The following is a 21,934-nucleotide window of genomic DNA, read 5'->3' on the forward strand; positions in this document are numbered from 1 at the left end:
CACAGGGAAAGGTGCCGCAGTTTAAAAGGGGATGAGGGTGGCCGAAGGTGAATTTATTTACTACTGCAACTGAGTTGCAACAGCAGATTCTAGACCCAATAACGCAACAAAGATGCGTTATTGAAAATTTCGACAGACCATACTGACGAGCATCCCGAACGCGGGCGGCCCGGCTCCTGGCACGGCACGGCACGGCACGGCACGGAGCATGCCGGCCGCGTGGCGTCACCCTGCCGGTCAATGGACGACGACCGACTCTTCCAAAGGCAGGCGCCAGCGATCCTCGACGCGGGCGTCATCGGCGCGGTAGCCCAGCGCCACAACGAGGGGGATGACCGTGCCGCGCGGCAGTCCCAGCAGCTTGGCGACCGCGGACGCGGAGAAGCCTTCCATGGGGCACGAATCGATGCCCTTCGCCGCCGCGGCCAGCAGCAGCGTCTGTGCCGCGAAGATCGCATTGCGGGCGGCCCACTGGCGGCCGCCGATGTGCCCCACCGGCAGCAGCGACAGCGTGGGGCGCACCCAGGCGGCCAGCAGCAGCCATGGCGACCACAGCACCGACGAGCCCGCGCCCAGGATCCGCTGGAACATGCCGATCTGCTTGCGGTAATAGGCCTTCGATTCCGGCCCCAGCCCGGTCGATCGTTCGACATGGTCGAGCTGCGCCTGGGCAGTCCGCTGCCCGATGGCGGGACTGGCAGCGAAGACGACGAAATCCGCAGCCGATGCCGCCGCCTTCTGCCCGTTGCAGGCCTGCGCGAGGCGGGCTTTCACGGCCGGGGTACGAACCCAGTGCAGCTCGTAGGGCTGCATGTTTCCACTGGAAGGGGCGAAGGTGGCCTCGCGCAGCAGGGCCCGGACATCCGCTTCCGGAATCGGTGTGGGCCGGAATCGGCGGATCGCCCGGCGAAAGCGGTTGGCGGCTTGGAAGGCATCCCAGGGATGCAGCAGGTCTTGTGTTTTCATGCTTTAAATCGTAAGTTAAAGCTTTTATTTCCGAAACTCGCGTTCCTATGCCGTCCCCGCGCAAAAGCAAAACCGCCGCCAAGCCCCGCAAAATCCCGGTCCAGGCGCGCTCGCGCGCCACCGTGGATGCCATCATGCAAGCCGCGACTTACATTTTGACCAAGGTGGGCTGGGCAGGATTCACGACGAATGCCATCGCCGAGCGCGCGGGCGTGAACATCGGCTCGCTCTACCAGTTCTTTCCGAACAAGGAGGCGGTGATCGCGGAACTGCAGCGGCGGCATGCCGTCGAGACGCGCTCCGACCTGCGCAAGGCGCTGCAGGTCCTGCCGGAGCAGCCCTCCCTGCGAAAGGCACTGACGGTGGTCGTGGAAATGATCGTGGAGGAGCACCGCGCCGCGCCCGCCGTGCACAAAGCCATCTACGACGAACTGCCACGCACGGTGCGCGGCCTGGAGGAAGACAAGCACCAGCTGCGCGGGGAATTCCTGGAGGTGATCCGGCCGCTCATGCAGAACGTGCCGGACCCGGACCTGGCGACCTACTTGGTGGGCGTGGCCGCGCATGCGGTCGTGCACACCGTGACCGCAGAGCGGCCGAAGTTGCTCGGCGACCCCCGCTTCGCCACGGAGCTGGTCACCTTGCTGGAGAACTACCTGTGCCGCACCGCGCCTTCGCAGCGGGACGAAAACGCCTGAGACAGCCGCTTCGCTTGGCCGCGCCGGGCGTGCGCCCTACCAGCGCCGGCCCAGCGGCAGGTACCGCAGGATGCTGGCCAGGCCCTGGCGCCCGCTGGCGGCTCGCACCAGCAGCGCACTGCCCAGCGCAGAGCCGACGGTGCGCCGCAAGGGCGAGGGGCTGCTGCGCGAAGCCAGCAGCAGCGCGGCGCCCGCGCCCAGCACCAGCCAGTGCTCGCCCTGGAAGCCGGGGCGCCGGTCGTCGTACCGCTGGAGCCGCTTGAATGATTCGATGGGAGAAGGATTCATGGGAGTGCCTTGTTGGAACAGGCCTCGACGCTACCGAGGCGCTGCGCGCAACGGTGTCGGAAAGTGCCCGCACGGATGAAGGCGGACACGCCGGGCGCCGTGCCGCAGCGCCCCCCCCCCAGCAGGATCGCCCCACCATGAAAAAGGCGGCCCGCAAGCCGCCTTTTAAAGCAAGTGCTACTTTTTTTATAGCACAACGCCCTAGTGAATCATGCGCCAGGGGCGTTTTTGGCCCCGATGTCCTTCACAGCTTGGCGATCGACACCTCGGTGGATTTGACCAACGCCACGACGTCAGAGCCCACGACCAGGCTCAGCTCATCGACCGAGCGCGTCGTGATGACGGAGGTGACGATGCCCCAGGGCGTCTCGACATCGACCTCGGACACGACGTCGCCGCGGACGATCTCGCGCACTTTGCCCTTGAATTGATTGCGCACGTTGATGGCTTGGATGGACATGGTTTTCTCCTTGAAAAGTCCGGGAACGGAAAACTGTGGGATCGAAAATCAGGGGAACGGAACGATGGAAAGCGTCGTTTCAGACCGCCCAGCGCAGCCCGTGCGCGGGAATGCCGGGCCAGACCGGATCGGCCGGCGGGTCGGCATCGGGCTTTTGCAGCACGCGGTCGAGGATGCGTTTTTCGATGGCGGCGAAGGCCGCATCGCCCTGCGAGCGCGGGCGGGCCAGGTCGATGCGCTCGTCCAGCGCGATGCGGCCGTCCTCGATCAACACCACGCGGTCGGCCAGGGCCACGGCCTCCTGCACGTCGTGGGTGACGAGCAGCGCCGTGAAGCGATGGCGCTGCCACAGCCCCTCGATGAGACGGTGCATCTCGATGCGGGTGAGTGCATCCAGCGCGCCCAGCGGCTCGTCGAGCAGCAGCAGGCGCGGCTGGTGCACCAGGGCGCGCGCCAGGGCCACGCGCTGGCGCTGCCCGCCCGACAGCCGGGCCGGCCATTCGCCCTCGCGGTCGGCCAGGCCCACCTGCGCCAGCACCTCGCGGCCCCGCGCCTGCGCGGCCTTGGGCAGGCCGATCGTCACGTTGTCGAGCACCCGGCGCCAGGGCAGCAGGCGCGCCTCCTGGAACATGATGCGCGTGTCGTCGTGCAGGCCGGCCACGGCTTGGCCGTCGGTGGTGAGCGTGCCGCTGCTGGCGGCCTCCAGCCCAGCCACCAGCCGCAGCAAGGTGCTCTTGCCGCAGCCGCTGCGGCCCACGATGGCGATGAATTCGCCGGGTTCGATTTCCAGCTGCGCGTTGCGCAGCACCTCGCGCTGGCCGTAGCGCTTGGACAGGCCGCGCGCCTGCAGGCGCACGCCACCGGCGGGGGATGCAGAAGAGGAAGGTCGGGCGTCAGGCATGGGGTCAGGCTCCGGGCTTGAACAGGGGAACGGCCAGGGCATCCACCCGGCGCGGGATCAGCTTCTCGGCAAAGAAGGCATCGGCGATGCGCTGCTGCTCGGCCAGTCCTTCGGGCACCACGGGCCGCACGGAATAGCTGCGGCGGCCGTTGGCCTGCTCGATGACGGCGGCATCCAGGCCCCACACGGGCGCCAGCAGCGCGGCGGCCTCCCTGGGGTAGGCCTTGGTCCAGCGGCCGGCCTTTTCCAGTTCGGCATACAGGGTGCGCAGCACGTCGGGCCGCGCCTGAGCGAACCGGGTGCTGGCCAGGTAATAGCGCTGGTACGACGCCAGGCCCGTGCCGTCGGCCAGCACCCGGGCGCCGGACTGCTGCCGCGCGGCCGCGAGGAACGGGTCCCACACCACCCAGGCATCGATGGCGCCGCGCTCGAAGGCGGCCCGGCCGTCGGCGGGCGTGAGGTAGGCCGGCTCGATGTCCCTGAACGACAGGCCGGCTTTTTCCAGCGCGGCGATCAGCAGGTAGTGCGCGCCCGCCGCCTTGGCGAAGCCGACCTTCTTGCCCTTGAGCTCGGCCACGGTCTTGAGCGGCGAGTCCGCCCGCACCAGGATGGCCTGGGCCGTAGGCGACGGCGCCTCCTGCGCCACGAAGGTCACGCGGGCCCCGGCGGCCTGGGCGAACACCGGCACGGTGTCGGCCACGTCGGCGCTGAAGTCCAGGTTGTCGAGGTTGAGCGCCTCCAGCAGCGGCAGGCCGCTCGTGAACTCGTGCCACACGGGCTGCACGCCCAGCGGCGCGAGCTGCTTTTCCAGCGTGCCCTGCACTTTCAGCAGCGCGGTCAGCGTGGACGACTTCTGGTAGCCGATGCGCACCACGGACGGGGCGGTGCCTTGTGCAGCGGCCAGCCCGGTGCCGCCCAGCGTGGCCGTGGCGGCCAGCGCCGCCAGCACCGTGCGGCGATTGGGGGAATGGGGAAAGGTCATGGGCAGTTCCTTCTTTCGGTCTGGCGCACGGCGGGCGGGTTCAGGACTTGGCCTGATAGCCGGGGTGCCAGCGCAGCCACCAGTGCTCCAGGCCGCGGGCGAACACGTCGGCCAGCTTGCCGAGCAGCGCGTACAGCAGGATGCCCACCAGCACGATGTCGGTCTGCAGGAACTCGCGGGCGTTCATGGTCAGGTAGCCGATACCGGCCTGGGCCGAAATCGTCTCGGCCACGATCAGGATCACCCACATCAGCCCCAGCGAAAAGCGCAGGCCCACCAGGATGGACGACAGCGCGCCGGGCAGGATGATTTCTCGGTACAGCTGCCAGCGCGACAGGCCGTAGGTGCGGCCCATCTCGATCAGGCCCGGGTCCACGTTGCGGATGCCGTGGAAGGTGTTCAGGTAGATCGGAAAGAACACCGACACGCTGATGAGGAACAGCTTGGCCGACTCGTCGATGCCGAACCACAGGATCACCAGCGGAATGAGCGCCAGCGCCGGGATGTTGCGCACCATCTGGATGGTGGAGTCGAGCAGCGTCTCGGCCAGCCGCAGCGAGCCGGTGAGCAGCCCCAGCACCAGCCCCAGGCCGCCGCCGATCGCCAGGCCCGCCAGGGCACGGCTGGCGCTCACCTTCACATGGGTCCACAGCTCGCCCGATTCGGTGAGCGTCCACGCGGCCTTGACCACGTCCAGCGGCGCCGGCAGCACGCGGGTGGACAGCCACCCCAGGGCGGACGCCACCTGCCACAGCGCGATCAGCGCGACCGGCACCAGCCAGGGCAGCAGGCGGCGCCACACGGCGGCCGCCAGTTGCACCAGCGGCGCGGGCAAGGCGCCCGCCGGGCCTTCGGGCGACTCGGGCAGGGGCGAGACCTGCAGTTCTCGTACCGTATCGGTCATGCGTCGTACCTCGGTTCGTTGTCGGGTTCCAGGAACTCCAGCTGGTTGCCCGCCGGGTCCTTCACATAAAAGCGCAGGTAGCCGGGCAGCGCCCGGTTCTCCACCAGCGGCAGCTCGGCCTGCAGCAGCCGCCCGCGCAGCTCGGGCAGGTTCTCCACCTCGAACGCCAGGTGGGACACGGCAGGCGCCGGCTGCCAGCGTTCGGTGGGCACCAGCTCGATGCGCTGCGCCCCCGCAGCAAAGCGCAGAGTGCTCCCGATGGGGTGGATCAATTCCGGCAGCCCCAGCAGCGTGCTGTAGAAGTTGCGGATCTGGCCCTCGGCGCCCGCCGGAAAGGCCAGTTGCACATGGTTGATGGAATGGATCGCCATGGTGTGCCCCGCCGCTCAGCTTTGCGACGCGCGCGGCGCGTACTGGTTGCCCACGACCTCGCCGAACGGCCCGCCGGGCGCGCCGCCCGCAAGCTTTTCCTGCAACGCCAGCGGCAGCAGCGGGAACACCAGCTCGGCAAGGCGGTACGCCTCCTCGAGGTGCGGGTAGCCCGACATCACGAAGGTGTCGATCCCCAAGGCGGCGTACTCCTTGATGCGGTCGGCCACGGTCTGCGGATCGCCCACCAGGGCCGTGCCCGCCCCGCCGCGCACCAGGCCCACGCCGGCCCACAGGTTGGGGCTGATCTCCAGGTCAGCCCGGGAGCGCTTGGCCCCGCCCGAATGCAGCGCGGCCATGCGGCGCTGCCCCTCGGAGTCCATGCGCGCGAACACGGCCTGGGCCTGCACCACGGTTTCGTCCTTCACGCGGCTGATGAGGCTCTCGGCCGCGGCCCAGGCCTCGGCATCGGTCTCGCGCACGATCACATGCAGGCGGATGCCGAACTTCACCGTGCGGCCCAGCCGCGCGGCCTTTTCGCGCACGTCGGCCACCTTCTTGGCCACTTCGGCGGGTGGCTCGCCCCAGGTCAGGTAGGCCTCCACCTGTTCGGCGGCCAGATCGTGCGCGGCGGCCGAGGAGCCGCCGAAATACACCGGCGGATACGGCTTTTGCAGCGGCGGGAACAGCAACTTGGCGCCCTTGACCGAGAGGTGCTTGCCCTCGTAATCGAAGGTGCCGCCGTCGTGGCTGCGCGTGAGGATCTCGCGCCAGATGCGGATGAACTCGGCCGACTGCTCGTAGCGCGCCGCGTGGTCGAGGAACACGCCGTCGCCTTCCAGCTCGACCTGGTCGCCGCCCGTCACCAGGTTGATCAGCAGCCGCCCGCCCGAGAGCCGGTCGAACGTGGCCGCCATGCGCGCAGCCAGGCTGGGCTGGTGCAGGCCCGGCCGCACCGCCACCAGGAACTTCAGGCGGCGCGTCACCGCCACCAGGCTGGAGGCCACCACCCACGGGTCTTCGCACGAGCGTCCGGTGGGAATGAGCACGCCTTCGTAGCCCAGGCTGTCGGCCGCGACGGCCACCTGCTTCACGTAGTCGTGGCTGAGCTGGCGCGCGCCTTCGGTGGTGCCCAGGTAGCGGCTGTCGCCATGGGTGGGAATGAACCAGAACACTTGCATGCGATGACCTCGTTGTCGTTCAGTAGGAGATGGCGAAAAATGGCGCCCGCGCCACGGCCCGGCGCCGGTGCGCAGCCCGGGGTGCGGGGGCGAGCGCCAGCACGCGGGCGCTTTCGCGCGGCGCTGCCAGGCCCCAGGCCTGGGCGGTCACGCCCAGCACCCGGCGCACGCGAACCTGCAAAGGGGTTGGGAAAGGTGCGGACATGGGTGCACCCTTTCAGAGCAGGTCCACCGGAGCGGCGTCCTGCAGGTTGAGCTTGCGGGGGATGAGCTTCAGGTCGAAGAAGGTGTCGGCGATCACCTGCTGCTCGGCCAGGATGTCGCGCGACACCAGCGAGGTACCGTAGCCCGCCCGGCCCACGAACAGCTCGGTGACGGCGCGGTCCAGTCCCAGCACGGTGGACAGCTCCGCCGCGGCCTCGGCCTTGTGCGCGGCAATCCACTTGTCGATGGCGTCCACCTCCTGGATGGCGACGCGCAGCACGTCGGCGTTCCTGGCGGAATAGTCGCGCGAGGAAAAGTAGTAGGCGCGGTTGTTCGCCACGCCCGTGGCGTCGGCCAGCACGCGGGCCTGCAGCGTCTTTTGCGCCGACGCGAGGAACGGGTCCCAGATCACCCAGGCGTCCACGGCGCCTTTCTCGAAGGCCGCCCGCGCATCGGGCGGCGCGAGGAAGACCGGCTGCACGTCGCGGTAGTGCAGGCCATGCTTTTCCAGCACCTTGACCAGCAGGTAGTGCACGTTCGAGCCCTTGTTGAGCGCGACGCGCAGGCCCTTCAGCTCGGCCACGCTCTGGATCGCCGAGCCCTTGGGCACGACGACGGCCTCCAGCTGCGGGCGCGGCACCGTGGCCCCCACGTACACCAGCGGCGCACCAGCGGCCTGGGCGAAGATGGGGGGCGCTTCGCCCACGTCGCCGAAGTCGATCGAGCCAACGTTCAGCGCCTCCAGTTGCACCGGGCCGGCATTGAACTCGGTCCAGGTCACCTTCACGCCCAGCGGCGCCAGGCGTTTTTCCAGCGTGCCACGGGCCTTGAGCAGCGACAGCCAGCCCTTTTGGTGGCCCACGCGCAGAACGCGGTCGCCCTTCTGGGCCAAAGCGGGCGGCAGGCCGGCGGCCAGCACGGTGCCGAGGCCGGAAGCCACCATCCGGCGGCGCAGGGAAGAGAAATTCGAAGTCATGCGATCGGTCTTTCTGGCGAGGTCCACCGGGTGCGGGCGGCGATGCAGCGGCCTGCCCGCGGCGGGCGGGTTCTCAAAAATGGGGAGGGCTTGGGGAGGAGCGGACGGCGGGGGCCGGCCCACAGGCCGGCGCCGCCCGGGGCGCGTCAGACGCTACATCGCACCTGGGAGAAATGCACCGGCGCGAACCGCGTGGCCTGGGCCGGCGCGGGGCGCAGGGTTTCGGTGATGAGCACGTTCACGGCGTCGTCCAGCCGGGAGGACACGTCGTGCCCCACCTCGTAGGCGCCCTCGGGCGTGAGCGTGACCTGGGCATCTGTGGCGTAGATGCCCGGCAGGATGTGCTTGGCACCCAGCGACTGCAGCACCGGCCGCAGCGCGTAGTCCAGCGCCAGCATGTGGTGGGCACTGCCGCCGGTGGCCAACGGCAGCACGGTCTTGCCCTTGAGCGCCGTCTGCGGCAGCAGGTCGAGAAAGACCTTGAGCACGCCGCTGTAGGCCGCTTTGTAGACGGGTGTCGCCACCACCAGCACGCTGGCCTCGGCCACGCTGTCCACCGCGTGGGCGATGGAGCGGTGGCCCGTGTCCGCCAGCAGCAGCGCCTGGGGCGACAGGTCGCGGATGTGCAGGCGCTGCACCAGCGCACCGCGCACCGACAGGCGCTGCGACACGGTATCCAGCAGGGCGGCGGAGCGGGAACGCTCCGAGGGGCTGCCGGCGATCAGGAGGACGGACATGGAATGGGGCTTTCTAGCGCGGGCGGATTGGCAAGAGCGCCGTCGTCTTCACTTCTTGGTGTAGATCTGGTCGAAGCTGCCGCCATCGGCGAAGTGCGCCTTGTCGGCCTTCGCCCAGCCGCCGAAGGCCTGGTCGATGGTCACCAGCGTGAGCTTGGGGAACTGCTTGTCGTACTTGGCCTTGGCCTTGTCGCCCGTGGGGCGGTAGAAGTTCTTGCCGGCGATGTCCTGGCCTTCGTCGGAGTACAGGTACTTGAGGTATTCCTCGGCGACGGCGCGGGTGCCCTTCTTGTCCACGTTCTTGTCCACCACCGCCACGCTGGGCTCGGCCAGGATGGACAGCGACGGCACGACGATCTCGAACTTCTCGGGACCGAACTCCTTCAGCGCCAGGAAGGCTTCGTTCTCCCAGGCCAGCAGCACGTCGCCCACACCGCGCTGCACGAAGGTGATGGTGGAGCCACGGGCGCCGGTGTCCAGCACGGGCACGTTGCTGTACAGCTTGGCGACGAAGTCCTTGGCCTGCGCATCGCCGCCGTACTTGCGCTTGGCGAATTCCCAGGCGGCCAGGTAGTTCCAGCGGGCGCCGCCGGAGGTCTTGGGGTTGGGGGTGATGACCTGCACGCCGGGCTTGGCCAGGTCGTCCCAGTCCTTCAGGCCCTTGGGATTGCCCTTCTTCACCAAGAACACGATGGTCGAGGTGTAGGGGGCCGAATTGTGCGGCAGGCGTTTTTGCCAGTCGGCCTTGACGAGGCCGCCGTGCGTGACGAGCGCATCGATGTCGCCGCCCAGTGCCAGCGTGGCCACGTCGGCATCGATGCCGTCGATGATCGAGCGCGCCTGCTTGCCGGAGCCGCCGTGCGACTGCTTGATCGCCAGATCCTGGCCGCTCTTGGCCTTCCAGTGCTTGGCGAACGCCTGGTTGTATTCGACGTACAGCTCCCGGGTGGGGTCGTAGGACACGTTCAGGAACTGCACCGGCTGGGCCAGCGACGGCAAAGCCGTCAGGGCCATACCGGCCAGCAGGGCGGCGGCGAGGGGAAACTTGATAAAGTCGCGGCGAACGTTCATGAGAGGCTTTCTTTTGTGGAATGCGGGCCGGTGCAAATCACCGATGCAACGCATTCTGAAAGTCGCTCTTCAAAACTGGAACTACTGAAATTTCAGTTTTAAATACCCAAAACATCTAAACCACCTTTCCAGGACCCTTCCCCATGGCACGTACCGTTCAATGCATCAAACTCGGCAAGGAAGCCGAAGGCCTCGACTTTCCCCCCTATCCCGGTGACCTGGGCAAGCGCATCTGGGAGGGCGTCAGCAAGGAAGCCTGGGCCGCCTGGCTCAAGCACCAGACGATGCTGGTGAATGAAAACCGCCTGAACCTGGCCGACGCCCGCGCCCGCCAGTACCTGGCCCGGCAGATGGAGCAGCACTTCTTCGGCGAAGGCGCCGACGCCGCTCAGGGCTACGTGCCGCCCAGCGCCTGAACCGCCGGGAATGAACCCGGCTCGGTTCCTGCCGGAGCCCATCGACTGGCTGGCGGACGGCACCCCTTACAGCCCGCGGTTCGGCGACCGTTACCACAGTGAAAACGGCGGCCTGGATCAGGCGCGCCGCGTGTTCCTGCACGGCTGCGGCCTGCCCCAGGCCTGGGCCGGCCAGCCGCGCTGGCGCATCCTGGAGACCGGCTTCGGCCTGGGGTTGAACTTCCTCGTGACCTGGGCGGCCTGGCGCAGCGACCCCGATCGCCCTGCCCTGCTGCACTTCGCCTCGTGCGAGGCCCACCCCGTGGCCGCGGCCGACCTGCTACGCGCCACCAGCGCCCACCCCGACCTCGCGCCCCTGGCGCAGCAGCTGCACGACCAGTTCTGGGGGCTGCTGCCGGGCGTGCACCGCCTGTCGTTCGAGCAGGGCCGCGTGCTGCTCACGCTCTATGTGGGCGATGCCCAGGCCATGCTGCGCCAGCAGATGCCGACGGCCGATTCGGTCTACCTGGACGGCTTCAGCCCGCAGCGCAACCCCGATCTCTGGAACGAACACACCCTGAAGGCCGTGGCGCGCTGCTGCCGGCGGGGCACGCGGCTGGCGACCTGGACCATCGCGCGGGCGGTGCGCGACACGCTCGCGCAGTGCGGCTTCACCGTGGCCAAGGTGCCCGGCGTGCCCCCGAAGCGCGACAACCTGCAGGCCACGTTCGATCCGGCCTGGGAACCCCGGGCGGCGCGCAACGCCCCGCCGCCGCTGGAAGTGGCGGCGGCGTCCGAATGCCTGGTGATCGGCGCGGGACTGGCCGGCGCCTCGGTGGCCGCGAGCCTGGCGCGTCGCGGGTGGAAGGTGCGGGTGCTGGACCGCGCCGAGGCGCCCGCGCGCGGCGCCTCCGGCCTGCCCGCCGGCCTGTTCGCCCCCCATGTGTCGCCCGACGACAGCGTGCTGTCGCGCCTGTCGCGCAGCGGGGTGCGCACCACGCTGCAGGCGCTGTCGGCCCTGCCGGTGGGCGAAGCCTGGAACCCCTGCGGCGTGCTGGAGCACCGCGTGGACGGCAGCCCGGGGGTGCCGCCGGCCTGGGCCGGCGGGAGTGGCAGCGAATGGAGCCGCCCCGCCGACGCCGACGCGCTGCGGCAGGCCGGGCTGCCGCCCGGCACCACGGCCTGCTGGCATGCCCGCGCCGGTTGGGTGCGCCCGGCGCGGCTGGTGCAGGCCTTGCTGGACCACCCGGCCATCGCATGGCACGGCGGCGCACAGGTTGCGCGGTTGCGCCGCGTGCCGGCCGGCGAGGACGGCAAGAGCGACGACACTGGGCCGGCGGGCTGGCAAGCCATCGATGCGCAGGGCCAGGTGCTGGCCGAGGCCCCCTACGCCTTCGTGGCGGCCGGGCCCGGCAGCATGCCGCTGCTGGACCACCGCTGGACCCTGCAGCCGTTGCGCGGCCAGGTGTCGTGGGCCGAAGAAGGCGAAGGCACCGCAGGCTGGCCGCCCTTCCCGGTCAACGGCAACGGCAGCCTCGTGCCCCACATTCCCGGACCGGAGGGCGCGAACGGCGCCCGGCGCTGGTACGCCGGCTCCACCTTCGAACGCCATGCCACCGAGCTTCCGCCCAGCAGCGCCGACGAGACGGCCGCCCACGCCACCAACTGGAAAAAGCTGCGCACCTTGCTGCCGGCCGTGGCCGACCAGTTGGCGCCCGCCTTCGGCCAGCCCCCAGCGGCCCCAACGGACCGAGTGCCCGGCAAGGAAATCCCCCCCGTTTCGGTCTGGGCCGGCCTGCGCTGCGCCTCGCCCGACCGCCTGCCGATTGCCGGCCCGGTGGACCCGCACGCCCTGCCCGGGCTCTGGGCGTGCACCGCGATGGGCGCGCGCGGAATCACGCTGGCGCCGCTGTGCGGCGAACTGGTCGCCGCCCGACTGCACGGCGAGCCCTTGCCGCTGGACGCCCGCCTGGCCCAAGCGCTGGGCACGGAACGGCTGTGAACCTGGACTGACCCGCGGGCCGGGTAGAAACGGCGCCCAACCCCTTATCGCCGTTTTCCGCCGTCCGCCCCCTGCCAACCCGCGCCAGTGTTGAGGAATATGCTTATCCGCATAACGGCCTCACAAAACAATCGTTTGTTTCCATAAAGACTCCCACTACATTCGCCCGCATGCATGATTTGGCATTCGTTTTCGCGGGCTTCGCGGTGGGCTTGATCGTCGGCCTCACCGGGGTGGGCGGCGGCTCGCTGATGACGCCGATCCTGATCTTCTTCTTCGGCGTGAAGCCGCACTTGGCCATCGGCACCGACCTGCTGTTCGCTGCCTTCACCAAGATGGGGGGCACCGTCAGCTTGGCACGCCAGCGGCTCGTGCCCTGGAAGGTGGTGGGCCTGCTGTGCGCCGGCAGCGTGCCGGCGGCGCTGTTGTCGCTGTGGGCCCTCCAGGTGATGGGTCCCAGCAGCAGCACCGCCCAGCGCATCATGACGACCACGCTGGGCGTGGCCCTGCTGCTGACCGCCGCGGCCATGCTGTACAAGGCCTTCGTTTTTTCTGCCGCCCGCCAGGCGGCCGACCGCGCGGCGCGCGCCGATGCCGGCGAAGACGCCGCACGGCCGCGCCACTGGAGCCTGCCGGTGCTGCTGGGCGCCGTGATCGGCACGCTGGTCACCTTCACCTCCGTGGGCGCGGGCGCCATCGGAGTGACGGTGCTGCTGATGGTGTTTCCCCTGCTGCCGTTGCCGCGCATCATCGCGGCCGACATTGCCTATGCCGTGCCGCTGACCCTGGTGGCCGGCCTGGGGCATGCGTCGCTCGGCTCCGTGGACTGGCCGCTTCTGGTCCAATTGCTGGCGGGATCGCTGCCAGGCATCTGGCTGGGCTCGCGCCTCGTATCCCGCGCGCCGGAGCGGTTGATCCGCTCGGCCCTTTCCGTGCTGCTCGCCTGGGCGGGCGCCAAACTGGTTTTGATCTGAGTGACCCACGATGTACCAATACACAGACTTCGACCGCGAATTCATCCGCCTGCGCGCTGAGCAGTACCGCGACCAACTCGAACGCTTTCAGGCCGGCAAGCTTTCGGGTGACGAATTCAAGCCCCTGCGCCTGCAAAACGGCTGGTACGTGCAGCGCTACGCGCCCATGCTGCGCGTGGCCGTGCCCTACGGCGAGCTGTCCAGCACCCAGCTGCGCGTGCTGGCCAAGGTGGCCCGCGAATACGACCAGCCCGATGCGGCCCTGCTGGCCGAGGCCCAGGCCACGCAGGAAAAGCTGGGCGACATCCCCCTGCACGACGGCCGGCGCATCGGCACGCAGCTGAAGTACGGCTACGGCCACTTCACCACGCGCACCAACGTGCAGTACAACTGGATTCCGCTGGACAAGAGCGCCGATGTGATGGACCTGCTGGCTTCCGTGCAACTGCACGGCATCCAGACCAGCGGCAACTGCATCCGCAACATCACCAGCGACGCGCTGGCCGGCATCGCCGCCGATGAGATCGCCGACCCGCGCCCGTTCTGCGAAATCCTGCGCCAGTGGAGCACGCTGCACCCCGAGTTCGCCTTCCTGCCGCGCAAGTTCAAGATCTCGCTCAACGGCGCCCTGGAAGACCGCGCCGCCCTCGGCTGGTACGACGTGGGCCTGCAGCTGCACAAGAACGATGCCGGCGAGCTGGGCTTTCGCGTGCGTGCCGGTGGCGGCATGGGCCGCACGCCGGTCATCAGCCCGGTGCTGCGCGAGTTCCTGCCCTGGAACCAGCTCATGAACTACCTGGAAGCCGTGATCCGCGTCTACAACCGCTACGGCCGCCGAGACAACGCCTGGAAGGCGCGCATCAAGATCCTCGTCAAGTCCGAAGGCCAGACCTACATCGACCAGGTCGAGGAAGAGTTCCGGCAGATCGTCGAGATCGAAGGCGGCCCGCACACCATCACCCAGGCCGAGCTGGACCGCGTGACCGCCTCTTTCCGCGAACCCGAGTTGGACCTGCGCCCGGCCGACGCCGAAGCCGAGACCGTGGCCCTGCTGCGCACCGCCGCCGAGAACGACCAGGACTTCGGCCGCTGGCTAACGCGCAACGTGATGCCGCACCGCCACCCGCAGCTGCGCGCCGTGGTGCTTTCGTTCAAGCGCCTGGGCTACGCACCCGGCGACGCCACCGCCGAGCAGATGGAAGCCGCCGCCGACTTGGCCGACCGCTTCTCGGGCGGCGAGGCCCGTGTGACGCACGAACAGAACCTGCTGCTGCCCTGGGTGCGCCGCGACCAGTTGCCCGAGCTGTACAAGGCCGCCAAGGCGCTGGGCTTGGCCAAGCCCAACATCGGCCTGCTGACCGACATGATCGCCTGCCCCGGCGGCGATTTCTGCTCGCTGGCCAATGCCCGCTCGCTGCCCATCGCCGAAGCCATCACCGAGCGCTACCAGGACCTGGACGAGCTGTGGGACCTGGGCGAGATCGACCTGCACATCAGCGGCTGCATCAACAGCTGCGGCCACCACCACAGCGGCCACATCGGCATCCTGGGCGTCGACAAGGACGGCAAGGAGTGGTACCAGATCACGCTGGGCGGCGCCGACGGCACGAACCTGTCGGGTCCGGCCATTCCCGGCAAGATCATCGGCCCGTCGTTCAGCGCCAGCGAAGTGCCCGGCGTGATCGAGGCGCTGCTGGCCACCTACCGCACCGAGCGCCTGCCCGTGGTGGACGCCGCCCACGGCCCCCGGCACGAGAACTTCATCGACACCGTGCGCCGCGTGGGCATCGAGCCTTTCAAGGCCGCTGCCAACGCCGCGCGCCACCCGGCTGAAGTCCTCTCCGCCTGACATCCGCCGACGTCCTTAAGCCCCATCGAATTACTATGAAAATAATAGCTGCCAGCGCACACAGCACCAGCGCAGAAGGCCAAAAAGTCCTTGAACTGGCCAACGACGCCGACCCGCTCGCGCAAGACCTTGCAGGCATCGAGCGCATCGATCTGCACTTTCCGAAATTCACCGACGGCCGCGCATTCAGCCAGGCCCGCCTGCTGCGCCAGCGCCTGAAGTTCGCGGGCGAAATCCGCGCCACGGGCGAGGTGCTCATCGACCAGTTGGTGCAGTTGGCCCGCTGCGGCTTCGACGTGGCCGTGCTGCGCGAGGGTGTGGACATGGCCGACGCGCAGCGCCAGCTGGACCGCTTTAACGCCTTCTACCAGGGCGACGTGACGCACCCGCTGCCGCATTTCCGCGACGCCGCCTGACGCGACGCCCCCCGCCCCGCACAACGACGCCCCCAACGAGATCCCCCGCATGAATGCCCGCACCGAATCCCATGTGCTGAGCCACCTCAGCAACCGCCACCTGGACGCGCTGGAAGAAGAAACTATCTTCATCCTGCGCGAGGTGGCCGCCGCCTTCGAGCGCCCCGCCCTGCTGTTTTCGGGCGGCAAGGATTCGCTGGTGATGCTGCGTTGCGCCGAGAAGGCTTTCGGCGTGGGGCGCATCCCGTACCCGCTGCTGATGATCGACACCGGCCACAACTTCCCCGAAGTGACGGACTTCCGCGACTTCCGCGCGAAGGAACTGGGGGCCGAGTTGATCGTGCGCAGCGTGGAGGATTCGATGGCGCGCGGCACCGTGCGCCTCGCCCACCCGGGCGAAAGCCGCAACGTGCACCAGTCGGTCACGCTGCTGGAGGCCATCGAGGAATTCCGCTTCGACGCGCTGATCGGCGGCGCCCGCCGCGACGAGGAAAAGGCCCGCGCCAAGGAGCGCATCTTCTCGCACCGCGACAGCTTCGGCCAATGGCAACCCAAGGCCCAGCGGCCCGAGCTGTGGACACTGTTCAACACACGGCTGGCGCCGGGCGAGCACTTTCGCGTATTCCCTATCAGCAACTGGACCGAACTCGACGTGTGGCAGTACATCGACCGCGAGCAGATCGCCCTGCCCTCGCTCTACTACACCCACAAGCGCCAGGTGGTGGAGCGCAAGGGCCTGCTCGTGCCCGTGACCGACCTCACCCCGCCGCGCGACGGCGAAACGGTGGAGACGCGCGACGTGCGCTTTCGCACCGTGGGCGACATCACCTGCACCTGCCCGGTGGAGAGCCCGGCCGCCACGGCCGCCGACATCGTGATCGAGACCCTGGCGGCCGATGTGAGCGAGCGCGGCGCCACGCGCATGGACGACAAGACCTCCGACGCCTCGATGGAAAAGCGCAAGAAAGACGGGTACTTCTGATGACCACCACTACCAATTCGATAGCAGCACAGGCAATCAATCCGCCGGCATCGGGCCAAAACGATGCCATCTCTGCACTGAAGTTCATCACCTGCGGCTCGGTCGACGACGGCAAGAGCACCCTCATCGGCCGCCTGCTGGTGGACAGCAAGGCCGTGCTCCAGGACCACCTGGCCGGCGTGCAGCGCCAGGGCGAGACCGACCTGGCGCTGCTGACCGACGGCCTGTCGGCCGAACGCGAGCAGGGCATCACCATCGACGTGGCCTACCGCTACTTCGCCACCGAAGAGCGCAAGTTCATCATCGGCGATGCGCCGGGCCACGAGCAGTACACGCGCAACATGGTCACCGCCGCCAGCAGCGCCGACGCCGCCGTGGTGCTGGTCGATGCCACCAAGCTCGACTGGAAGAACCCCGGCCTCGAACTGCTGGTGCAAACGCGCCGCCACTCCCTGCTGGTGCACCTGCTGCGCGTGCATTCGCTGGTGTTCGCGGTGAACAAGCTCGATGCGGTGCAAGACCCGGCACTCGCCTTCCGCCACATCCGCGATGCGCTGGGCGCGTTCGCTCAGGCCGCCGGCATCGCCGCGCGGGCGACGGTGCCCGTGTCCGCCCTCAAGGGCTGGAACGTGGTGGATGCGCACCCCGGCTGGTGCGGCTACGAAGGCCCGAGCCTGCTGCAGATCCTGGAGCGCCTGCCCAACACGCCCACCGACGTCGCGCTGCCGCTGGCCTTCCCGGTGCAGTGGGTCGAGAAATTCTCGTCCTCCGCCGACACCTCCCAGGGGCGCCGCGTATTCTGGGGCCGCGTGGCGGCAGGCGCCGTGGCGCCGGGCACGGCCGTGCAGGTGTTCCCGAGCGGCCAACAGGCCACCGTGGCCCAGGTGCTGGACCACGCACGCCGCCCCGTGGGCGTGCCGGCCGGCCAGAGCGCGGGCATCGTGCTCGACCGCGAGGTGGACGTGTCGCGCGGCGACTGGATCCTGGCCGCACCGCAGGCCGCCGCCGTGGCCGCCGACGATTTCGACACCCCGGCATCGACGCCCTCCTGGCCCGGCCGGCGCGAGTTGCGCGCCACCGTGGCCTGGATGGACGACGAGCCCCTGGTTGCCGGCCGCGTGTACTGGGCACTGCACGGCCACCGCTGGGTCAAGGCCAAGGTGCAGCGCGTGGTGCACAAGCTCAACATCCACACGCTGGCCGAAGAAGACGCCGCCCAGCTCGACCCCAACGCCATCGGCCACGTGGACCTGCTGCTGCAGGAGCCCCTGCCCGCCGCGCCGTTCACCCAGGCGCGCGTGCTGGGCTCGCTGATCCTGGTGGATACCGCCAGCCACAAGACCGCTGGCGCGGTGCTCGTGAACGCCCCGGCGGCCTGACCGGAGGCGCCGAATCCTTGCCGTTGCAGGGGCGGCCCCCGGGCCACTCCCTGAAACGCCCTAAAATCGCGGGTTACCCCCGATCCAACGACAACTCCTGCCATGACTCACGTCGTCTCCGAAAACTGCATCAAGTGCAAGTACACCGACTGTGTGGACGTGTGCCCCGTGGACTGCTTCCGCGAAGGCCCCAACTTCCTCGTGATCGACCCCGATGAATGCATCGACTGCGCCGTGTGCATTCCCGAGTGCCCGGCCAACGCCATCTTTGCCGAGGAAGACCTGCCCCCGGACCAGATCGCCTTCATCAAGATCAACGCCGACCTGTCGCCCCAGTTCAAGAGCATCACCAAGCGCAAGGCGCCCCTGCCCGACGCCGACGAATGGAACGGCAAGCCCGGCAAGGTGGCCGACCTGATCCGCTGAAGCAGACAGGCCCCCGACACCCCGTGAAGATCGAAGCGACCACAGCCCCCTCGAGAACCATCGAGACGGATGCCGCCGTCATCGGCGCGGGGCCGGTCGGGCTGTTCCAGGTGTTCCAGCTCGGGTTGCAGGGCATTGCAGCCCACGTGATCGATGCACTGCCCCATGTGGGCGGCCAGTGCGCCGAGCTCTACGGCGACAAACCCATCTACGACATTCCCGGCATTCCCGTCTGCACCGGCCGCGAACTCGTCGCGCTCCTGCAGCGGCAAATCACCCCGTTCCATCCCACCCTCCACCTGGGCCAGCGTGTCGCCACGCTTGCGCCGCAGCCCGACGGGCGGCTTTTGCTGCAGACCACGGCCGGCACCGCGCTGCTGGCGCGCACCGTCTTCATCGCCGCGGGCGTGGGCGCGTTCGTGCCGCGCGCCGTCAAGGTTGAAGGCATCGAGCGCTTCGAAGGCACGCAACTGCATTACCACGAGGATGCGGCCGACACCGCCGGCCGGCATGTAGTCGTGCATGGCGGCGAAGACACCGCCGTGGCCCGCGCCATCGCCTGCGCCCAACCGGGCCCGCACGCCGCCGCCAGCGTGACCCTGCTGCACCGGCGCGATGCCTTCCAGGCGCCGCCCGAGGCCCTGGCCCAGCTGCAGGCCCTGCGCGATGCCGGCCGCATCGCAGTGATGGCCGGGCAGATCGTCGGCATCGAGGTGCAGCACGACCGCCTGGCCGCGCTGCAACTGATCGACCCGGACGGCCAGCCACGACCGTTGCCGCTCGACGTGCTCATCGCCTGCCTCGGCATCTCGCCGCGCCTGGGCGCCATCGCCGACTGGGGCCTGGCGATGGAGCGCAAGCAGCTCGTGGTCGACACCGCGGCCTTCCGCACGGCCATCCCCGGCATCCATGCCGTGGGCGACATCAACACCTACCCCGGCAAGCGCAAGCTGATCCTGTGCGGCTTCCACGAAGCCACGCTGGCGGCTTTCGGCGCGGCCGAATACCTGTCCGGCGCGCCCGTGGCGCTGCAATACACCACCACCAGCGCCCGGCTGCACGAGCGGCTGGGGGTGGCGGTGCCGGCGGCCTCGGCACCGCCCTAGAATCGCGGCTTCGCCAGGGGTGCCGCCGACCGGCCCCCGTCTGAGACTTTCCCCTTGAATCGGCCGGGGTCATCCTCGCGCAGGTCATTCGCCTCCCGCCGCCACGCCCACCGCATGCCGCCCCGGCGTGCCTTGGGGCCAGCCCGTGCCGCGACCCTGCTGTGCCTGCCATCCACGGAGCTTCCATGCCGCCCTCCTCGCCCCCTGCGCCCGCCAACGACGCGCTGATCCCCATCGCGCCCGACCGCCGCGTCTTCCGTTTCGGCGACCATGCCTCGCTGTGGTTCAGCCTGGGCGTGGGCCTGCTGGTGATGCAGGTGGGCGCCTATCTGATGCCCGCGTTGAGCCCGCGCGAGGCGCTGGCGGCCATCGTGGCCGGGTCGCTGATCGGCGCCGGCCTGCTGGGCTGGGTGGCCAAGATCGGCTGCGACAGCGGCCTGGCGAGCGCCGGACTGATGCATGCCGTCTACGGGCGCGCGTTCGCGGGCCTGCCCATCGGGCTCAACATCGTGCAGCTCGCGGGCTGGGGCGCGTTCGAGCTGGTGGTGATGCGCGATGCCACGGTGGCCATCGGCCGGCAGGCCGGCGCCATGGGCGGGGCCCACTGGCCGGTGCTGGCCACGCTGATGTGGGGCGGCGTGGTAATGCTGCTGCTCAGCGGCTCGATGGTGCAGTTGGTGCGCCGGCTCATCGCGCGCGTGGCGCTGCCCCTGGTGGTGCTGTCGCTGCTGTGGCTGAGCTGGCAGTTCGTGTCGCTGGCGCAGGCCCAGGGCTTCGCCACGCTGTGGACGCGCCCCGGCGCGGGCGGCATGGGCGTGCTGCCCGCGCTCGACCTGGTGATCGCCATGCCCATCTCCTGGCTGCCGCTGGTGGCCGACTACGCGCGCCACGGCACCTCCGGCCGGTCCGCGCTGCGCGGCACCTGGTTGGGCTACGCGCTGGCCAATCTGTGGTGCTATGCGCTCGGCGTGCTGGTGGCGCTCACGCTGCCCAGCCAGGACCTGGTGACCGCGCTGCTGCTGGCCCAGGGCGGGCTGATCGCGCTGTCGCTCATCCTGATCGACGAGGTGGACAACGCCTATGGCGATGCGTACTCGGGCGCGGTCTCGGCCCACAGCCTGCTGCCGCGCTGGAGCGTGCGCCGCTGGGGCATGGCCATGGCGGCGCTGTGCACGGCGCTCGCCCTGGTGCTGCCGATGCACAGCCTGGAGCCGTTCCTGCTGCTGCTCAGCTCGGTATTCGTGCCGCTGTTCGGCGTCATCCTGGGCCGGCTGGCATTCGGCGCGCCGGTGCAGCAGGCCCTGGCAAAGGCCCGGCGGGTGGAGTGGCTGCCCGTCGGCCTCTGGATCGCGGGCATCGCCTGCTACCACGGGCTGCCGCGGGTGCTGCCGGCGCTGGGCGCGGCGCTGCCGACACTGTGCCTGTGCTTCGCGCTGGCGTTCCTCACCCGGCCGGCCCGGCGCTGACCCACGCCTGCGGCGCACACGGCCGGCTTGCTTGGCCGCGTGATGGTTTGAGGCAAAAATCGGGCTCCAGCACAATCAAGTCGCCGGCATATAGCTATTATTTTTATAGCAACCCCACCAGCCTTGTTCGGTGAGGGATGGGCAGGCAGCGCCCCTGCGCGGTCAGCCCTGCAAGATGCGCTGCGCCACCGGGCTGTGCCCATGGTTCAGCGGCCCGTGACCCCGGCCGGTGTGCACATCGGCGCCCGCGGCGATGGCCGCCAGGATGTAGGCGCGGGCATGCTCCACGGCCTGCACCAGCGGCTCGCCGAGCGCCAGGTGCGCGGCGATCGCGGACGACAGCGTGCAGCCCGTTCCGTGCCCGTTGTGCGTGGCGATGCGGGCCGATTGCAGCCGGTGGTACAGGCCCTGGGGCCCGGCCAGCACGTCGATCACCCAGTCGCCCGGCAGGTGGCCGCCCTTGAGCAGCACGGCCGGCGCGCCGAGCGCCAGCAGGTCCTGCGCCGCAGCGTCCAGCGCATCGGCGCCGTCCACCGCCCGGCCCAGCAGCAAGCCCGCTTCGTCGAGGTTGGGCGTGACCAGCGTGGCGAGCGGGAACAAGGCCTCGACCAGCACGCCCACGGTTTCTTGCGCGATGAGCCGGTCGCCGCTGGTGGCGACCATCACCGGGTCCAGCACCACGTGCGACAGGCGGTGGCGGCGGATGGCATCGGCCACCACGCGCACCACCTCGGGAGAATGCAGCATGCCGATCTTCACGGCGTCCACGCCGATGTCCTCCACCACCGCGTCGATCTGCTGGCGCAGCATGTCCGGCGGCACGCCGTGGATGGCGCGCACGCCCTGCGTGTTCTGCGCGGTCAGGGCGGTGATGGCGGTCATGCCGTAGCAGCCCAGGGCGCTGAAGGTTTTCAGGTCGGCCTGGATGCCCGCTCCGCCGCCGCTGTCCGATCCGGCGATCGACAGCACGCGTGCGTAGCGGCGGACGGCCGGCGGCGAGAGGGTCTCAGTGTTCATGGGCAAAAATTATGGCCCATGCGCCAGGTCAAACCGGCGGGCGCGGTCACTGTGCTGTAATCCCTGCACGGACGAAACAGGGGTGTCCCGCCCATGGCGCGCGACTGAGAACATACCCTGGGGCCTGGCGGCCACACCATCGCCTCGCGTGCCCCGCGACCCGATCCAGGTCATGCTGGCGTGGG

The 21,934-nt window shown here is 69.4% G+C and carries 24 protein-coding genes; 11 read left to right on the forward strand and 13 right to left on the reverse strand.

Annotated features, from left to right (window positions below; all coding sequences use genetic code 11):
- Positions 1–237 precede the first annotated feature (237 nt).
- Positions 238–966, reverse strand: coding sequence for a nitroreductase family protein (locus AVTE2539_RS23630; protein WP_284414442.1), 729 nt, complete (start codon positions 964–966; stop codon positions 238–240).
- A 134-nt stretch (positions 967–1,100) separates the two neighbouring features.
- On the opposite strand from AVTE2539_RS23630, the gene AVTE2539_RS23635 reads away from it, so the two are divergent.
- Entirely contained in the window at positions 1,101–1,664 is a 564-nt protein-coding gene (locus AVTE2539_RS23635; RefSeq protein ID WP_284414444.1) for a TetR/AcrR family transcriptional regulator, read from the forward strand.
- 36 nt (positions 1,665–1,700) lie between these two features.
- Here AVTE2539_RS23635 and AVTE2539_RS23640 read toward each other — a convergent pair whose 3' ends face one another.
- From AVTE2539_RS23640 to AVTE2539_RS23690, 11 genes are all read right to left on the reverse strand, one after another.
- A complete protein-coding gene (locus AVTE2539_RS23640) occupies positions 1,701–1,952 on the reverse strand; it encodes a hypothetical protein (protein WP_284414446.1) in 252 nt (83 codons plus the stop codon).
- 244 nt (positions 1,953–2,196) lie between these two features.
- A complete protein-coding gene (locus AVTE2539_RS23645; protein ID WP_092743710.1) occupies positions 2,197–2,412 on the reverse strand; it encodes a TOBE domain-containing protein in 216 nt (71 codons plus the stop codon).
- Between the two features lie 79 nt (positions 2,413–2,491).
- Positions 2,492–3,313: an ATP-binding cassette domain-containing protein gene (locus AVTE2539_RS23650; RefSeq protein ID WP_284414448.1), complete on the reverse strand. Its 822-nt coding sequence runs from the start codon at positions 3,311–3,313 to the stop codon at positions 2,492–2,494.
- Positions 3,314–3,317: 4 nt separating this feature from the next.
- Positions 3,318–4,295 carry an aliphatic sulfonate ABC transporter substrate-binding protein gene (locus AVTE2539_RS23655; protein WP_284414450.1) on the reverse strand — a complete coding sequence of 326 codons (978 nt, stop codon included), beginning with the start codon at positions 4,293–4,295 and terminating at the stop codon, positions 3,318–3,320.
- A gap of 40 nt (positions 4,296–4,335) precedes the next feature.
- Positions 4,336–5,199 (reverse strand): aliphatic sulfonate ABC transporter permease SsuC, encoded by an 864-nt coding sequence (ssuC, locus tag AVTE2539_RS23660; protein ID WP_284414452.1) that lies wholly within the window; start codon positions 5,197–5,199, stop codon positions 4,336–4,338.
- Positions 5,196–5,570: a VOC family protein gene (locus AVTE2539_RS23665; RefSeq protein ID WP_284399990.1), complete on the reverse strand. Its 375-nt coding sequence runs from the start codon at positions 5,568–5,570 to the stop codon at positions 5,196–5,198. Before AVTE2539_RS23665 ends, ssuC begins: the two co-directional genes overlap by 4 nt.
- 15 nt (positions 5,571–5,585) lie before the next feature.
- On the reverse strand, positions 5,586–6,749 hold the full coding sequence (ssuD, locus tag AVTE2539_RS23670; protein WP_284414454.1) for an FMNH2-dependent alkanesulfonate monooxygenase: 1,164 nt from the start codon (positions 6,747–6,749) through the stop codon (positions 5,586–5,588).
- 19 nt (positions 6,750–6,768) lie between these two features.
- Positions 6,769–6,954: a hypothetical protein gene (locus AVTE2539_RS23675; RefSeq protein ID WP_284414457.1), complete on the reverse strand. Its 186-nt coding sequence runs from the start codon at positions 6,952–6,954 to the stop codon at positions 6,769–6,771.
- Between the two features lie 12 nt (positions 6,955–6,966).
- Positions 6,967–7,929 (reverse strand): sulfonate ABC transporter substrate-binding protein, encoded by a 963-nt coding sequence (locus tag AVTE2539_RS23680; RefSeq protein WP_284414459.1) that lies wholly within the window; start codon positions 7,927–7,929, stop codon positions 6,967–6,969.
- 146 nt (positions 7,930–8,075) lie between these two features.
- The gene (gene ssuE, locus AVTE2539_RS23685; protein ID WP_272569325.1) at positions 8,076–8,666 is read right to left on the reverse strand and encodes an NADPH-dependent FMN reductase; all 591 of its coding nucleotides are present in this window, start codon (positions 8,664–8,666) and stop codon (positions 8,076–8,078) included.
- Between the two features lie 48 nt (positions 8,667–8,714).
- Positions 8,715–9,737 carry a sulfate ABC transporter substrate-binding protein gene (locus AVTE2539_RS23690; RefSeq protein WP_272569324.1) on the reverse strand — a complete coding sequence of 341 codons (1,023 nt, stop codon included), beginning with the start codon at positions 9,735–9,737 and terminating at the stop codon, positions 8,715–8,717.
- A gap of 143 nt (positions 9,738–9,880) precedes the next feature.
- On the opposite strand from AVTE2539_RS23690, the gene AVTE2539_RS23695 reads away from it, so the two are divergent.
- The 10 genes from AVTE2539_RS23695 (at position 9,881) to AVTE2539_RS23740 (ending at position 20,732) form a co-directional block, all read left to right on the forward strand.
- Positions 9,881–10,153, forward strand: a complete 273-nt coding sequence (locus AVTE2539_RS23695) for an oxidative damage protection protein (protein ID WP_284414462.1) — start codon at positions 9,881–9,883, stop codon at positions 10,151–10,153.
- 28 nt (positions 10,154–10,181) lie between these two features.
- Positions 10,182–12,134, forward strand: a complete 1,953-nt coding sequence (gene mnmC, locus AVTE2539_RS23700; RefSeq protein ID WP_284414533.1) for a bifunctional tRNA (5-methylaminomethyl-2-thiouridine)(34)-methyltransferase MnmC2/FAD-dependent 5-carboxymethylaminomethyl-2-thiouridine(34) oxidoreductase MnmC1 — start codon at positions 10,182–10,184, stop codon at positions 12,132–12,134.
- A gap of 170 nt (positions 12,135–12,304) precedes the next feature.
- Positions 12,305–13,108 carry a sulfite exporter TauE/SafE family protein gene (locus AVTE2539_RS23705; protein WP_284414464.1) on the forward strand — a complete coding sequence of 268 codons (804 nt, stop codon included), beginning with the start codon at positions 12,305–12,307 and terminating at the stop codon, positions 13,106–13,108.
- 10 nt (positions 13,109–13,118) lie between these two features.
- Entirely contained in the window at positions 13,119–14,957 is a 1,839-nt protein-coding gene (locus tag AVTE2539_RS23710; RefSeq protein ID WP_284400013.1) for a nitrite/sulfite reductase, read from the forward strand.
- 35 nt (positions 14,958–14,992) lie between these two features.
- Entirely contained in the window at positions 14,993–15,373 is a 381-nt protein-coding gene (locus tag AVTE2539_RS23715; RefSeq protein ID WP_284414466.1) for a DUF934 domain-containing protein, read from the forward strand.
- A gap of 49 nt (positions 15,374–15,422) precedes the next feature.
- Positions 15,423–16,355 carry a sulfate adenylyltransferase subunit CysD gene (cysD, locus tag AVTE2539_RS23720; protein ID WP_272553239.1) on the forward strand — a complete coding sequence of 311 codons (933 nt, stop codon included), beginning with the start codon at positions 15,423–15,425 and terminating at the stop codon, positions 16,353–16,355.
- Positions 16,355–17,734 (forward strand): sulfate adenylyltransferase subunit 1, encoded by a 1,380-nt coding sequence (locus AVTE2539_RS23725; RefSeq protein WP_284400020.1) that lies wholly within the window; start codon positions 16,355–16,357, stop codon positions 17,732–17,734. The genes cysD and AVTE2539_RS23725 overlap by 1 nt, the downstream gene beginning before the upstream one ends.
- A 102-nt stretch (positions 17,735–17,836) precedes the next feature.
- On the forward strand, positions 17,837–18,160 hold the full coding sequence (fdxA, locus tag AVTE2539_RS23730) for a ferredoxin FdxA (protein ID WP_092743740.1): 324 nt from the start codon (positions 17,837–17,839) through the stop codon (positions 18,158–18,160).
- Positions 18,161–18,189: 29 nt separating this feature from the next.
- Positions 18,190–19,266: an NAD(P)/FAD-dependent oxidoreductase gene (locus AVTE2539_RS23735; protein WP_284414535.1), complete on the forward strand. Its 1,077-nt coding sequence runs from the start codon at positions 18,190–18,192 to the stop codon at positions 19,264–19,266.
- A gap of 185 nt (positions 19,267–19,451) precedes the next feature.
- The gene (locus AVTE2539_RS23740; protein WP_284414470.1) at positions 19,452–20,732 is read left to right on the forward strand and encodes a purine-cytosine permease family protein; all 1,281 of its coding nucleotides are present in this window, start codon (positions 19,452–19,454) and stop codon (positions 20,730–20,732) included.
- Positions 20,733–20,894: 162 nt separating this feature from the next.
- Here AVTE2539_RS23740 and thiD read toward each other — a convergent pair whose 3' ends face one another.
- Positions 20,895–21,749, reverse strand: coding sequence for a bifunctional hydroxymethylpyrimidine kinase/phosphomethylpyrimidine kinase (thiD, locus tag AVTE2539_RS23745; RefSeq protein ID WP_284414472.1), 855 nt, complete (start codon positions 21,747–21,749; stop codon positions 20,895–20,897).
- Between the last annotated feature and the right edge of the window lie 185 nt (positions 21,750–21,934).

Source organism: Acidovorax sp. SUPP2539, from assembly GCF_030158975.1.
In the GTDB taxonomy this organism is placed as follows: domain Bacteria; phylum Pseudomonadota; class Gammaproteobacteria; order Burkholderiales; family Burkholderiaceae_C; genus Paracidovorax.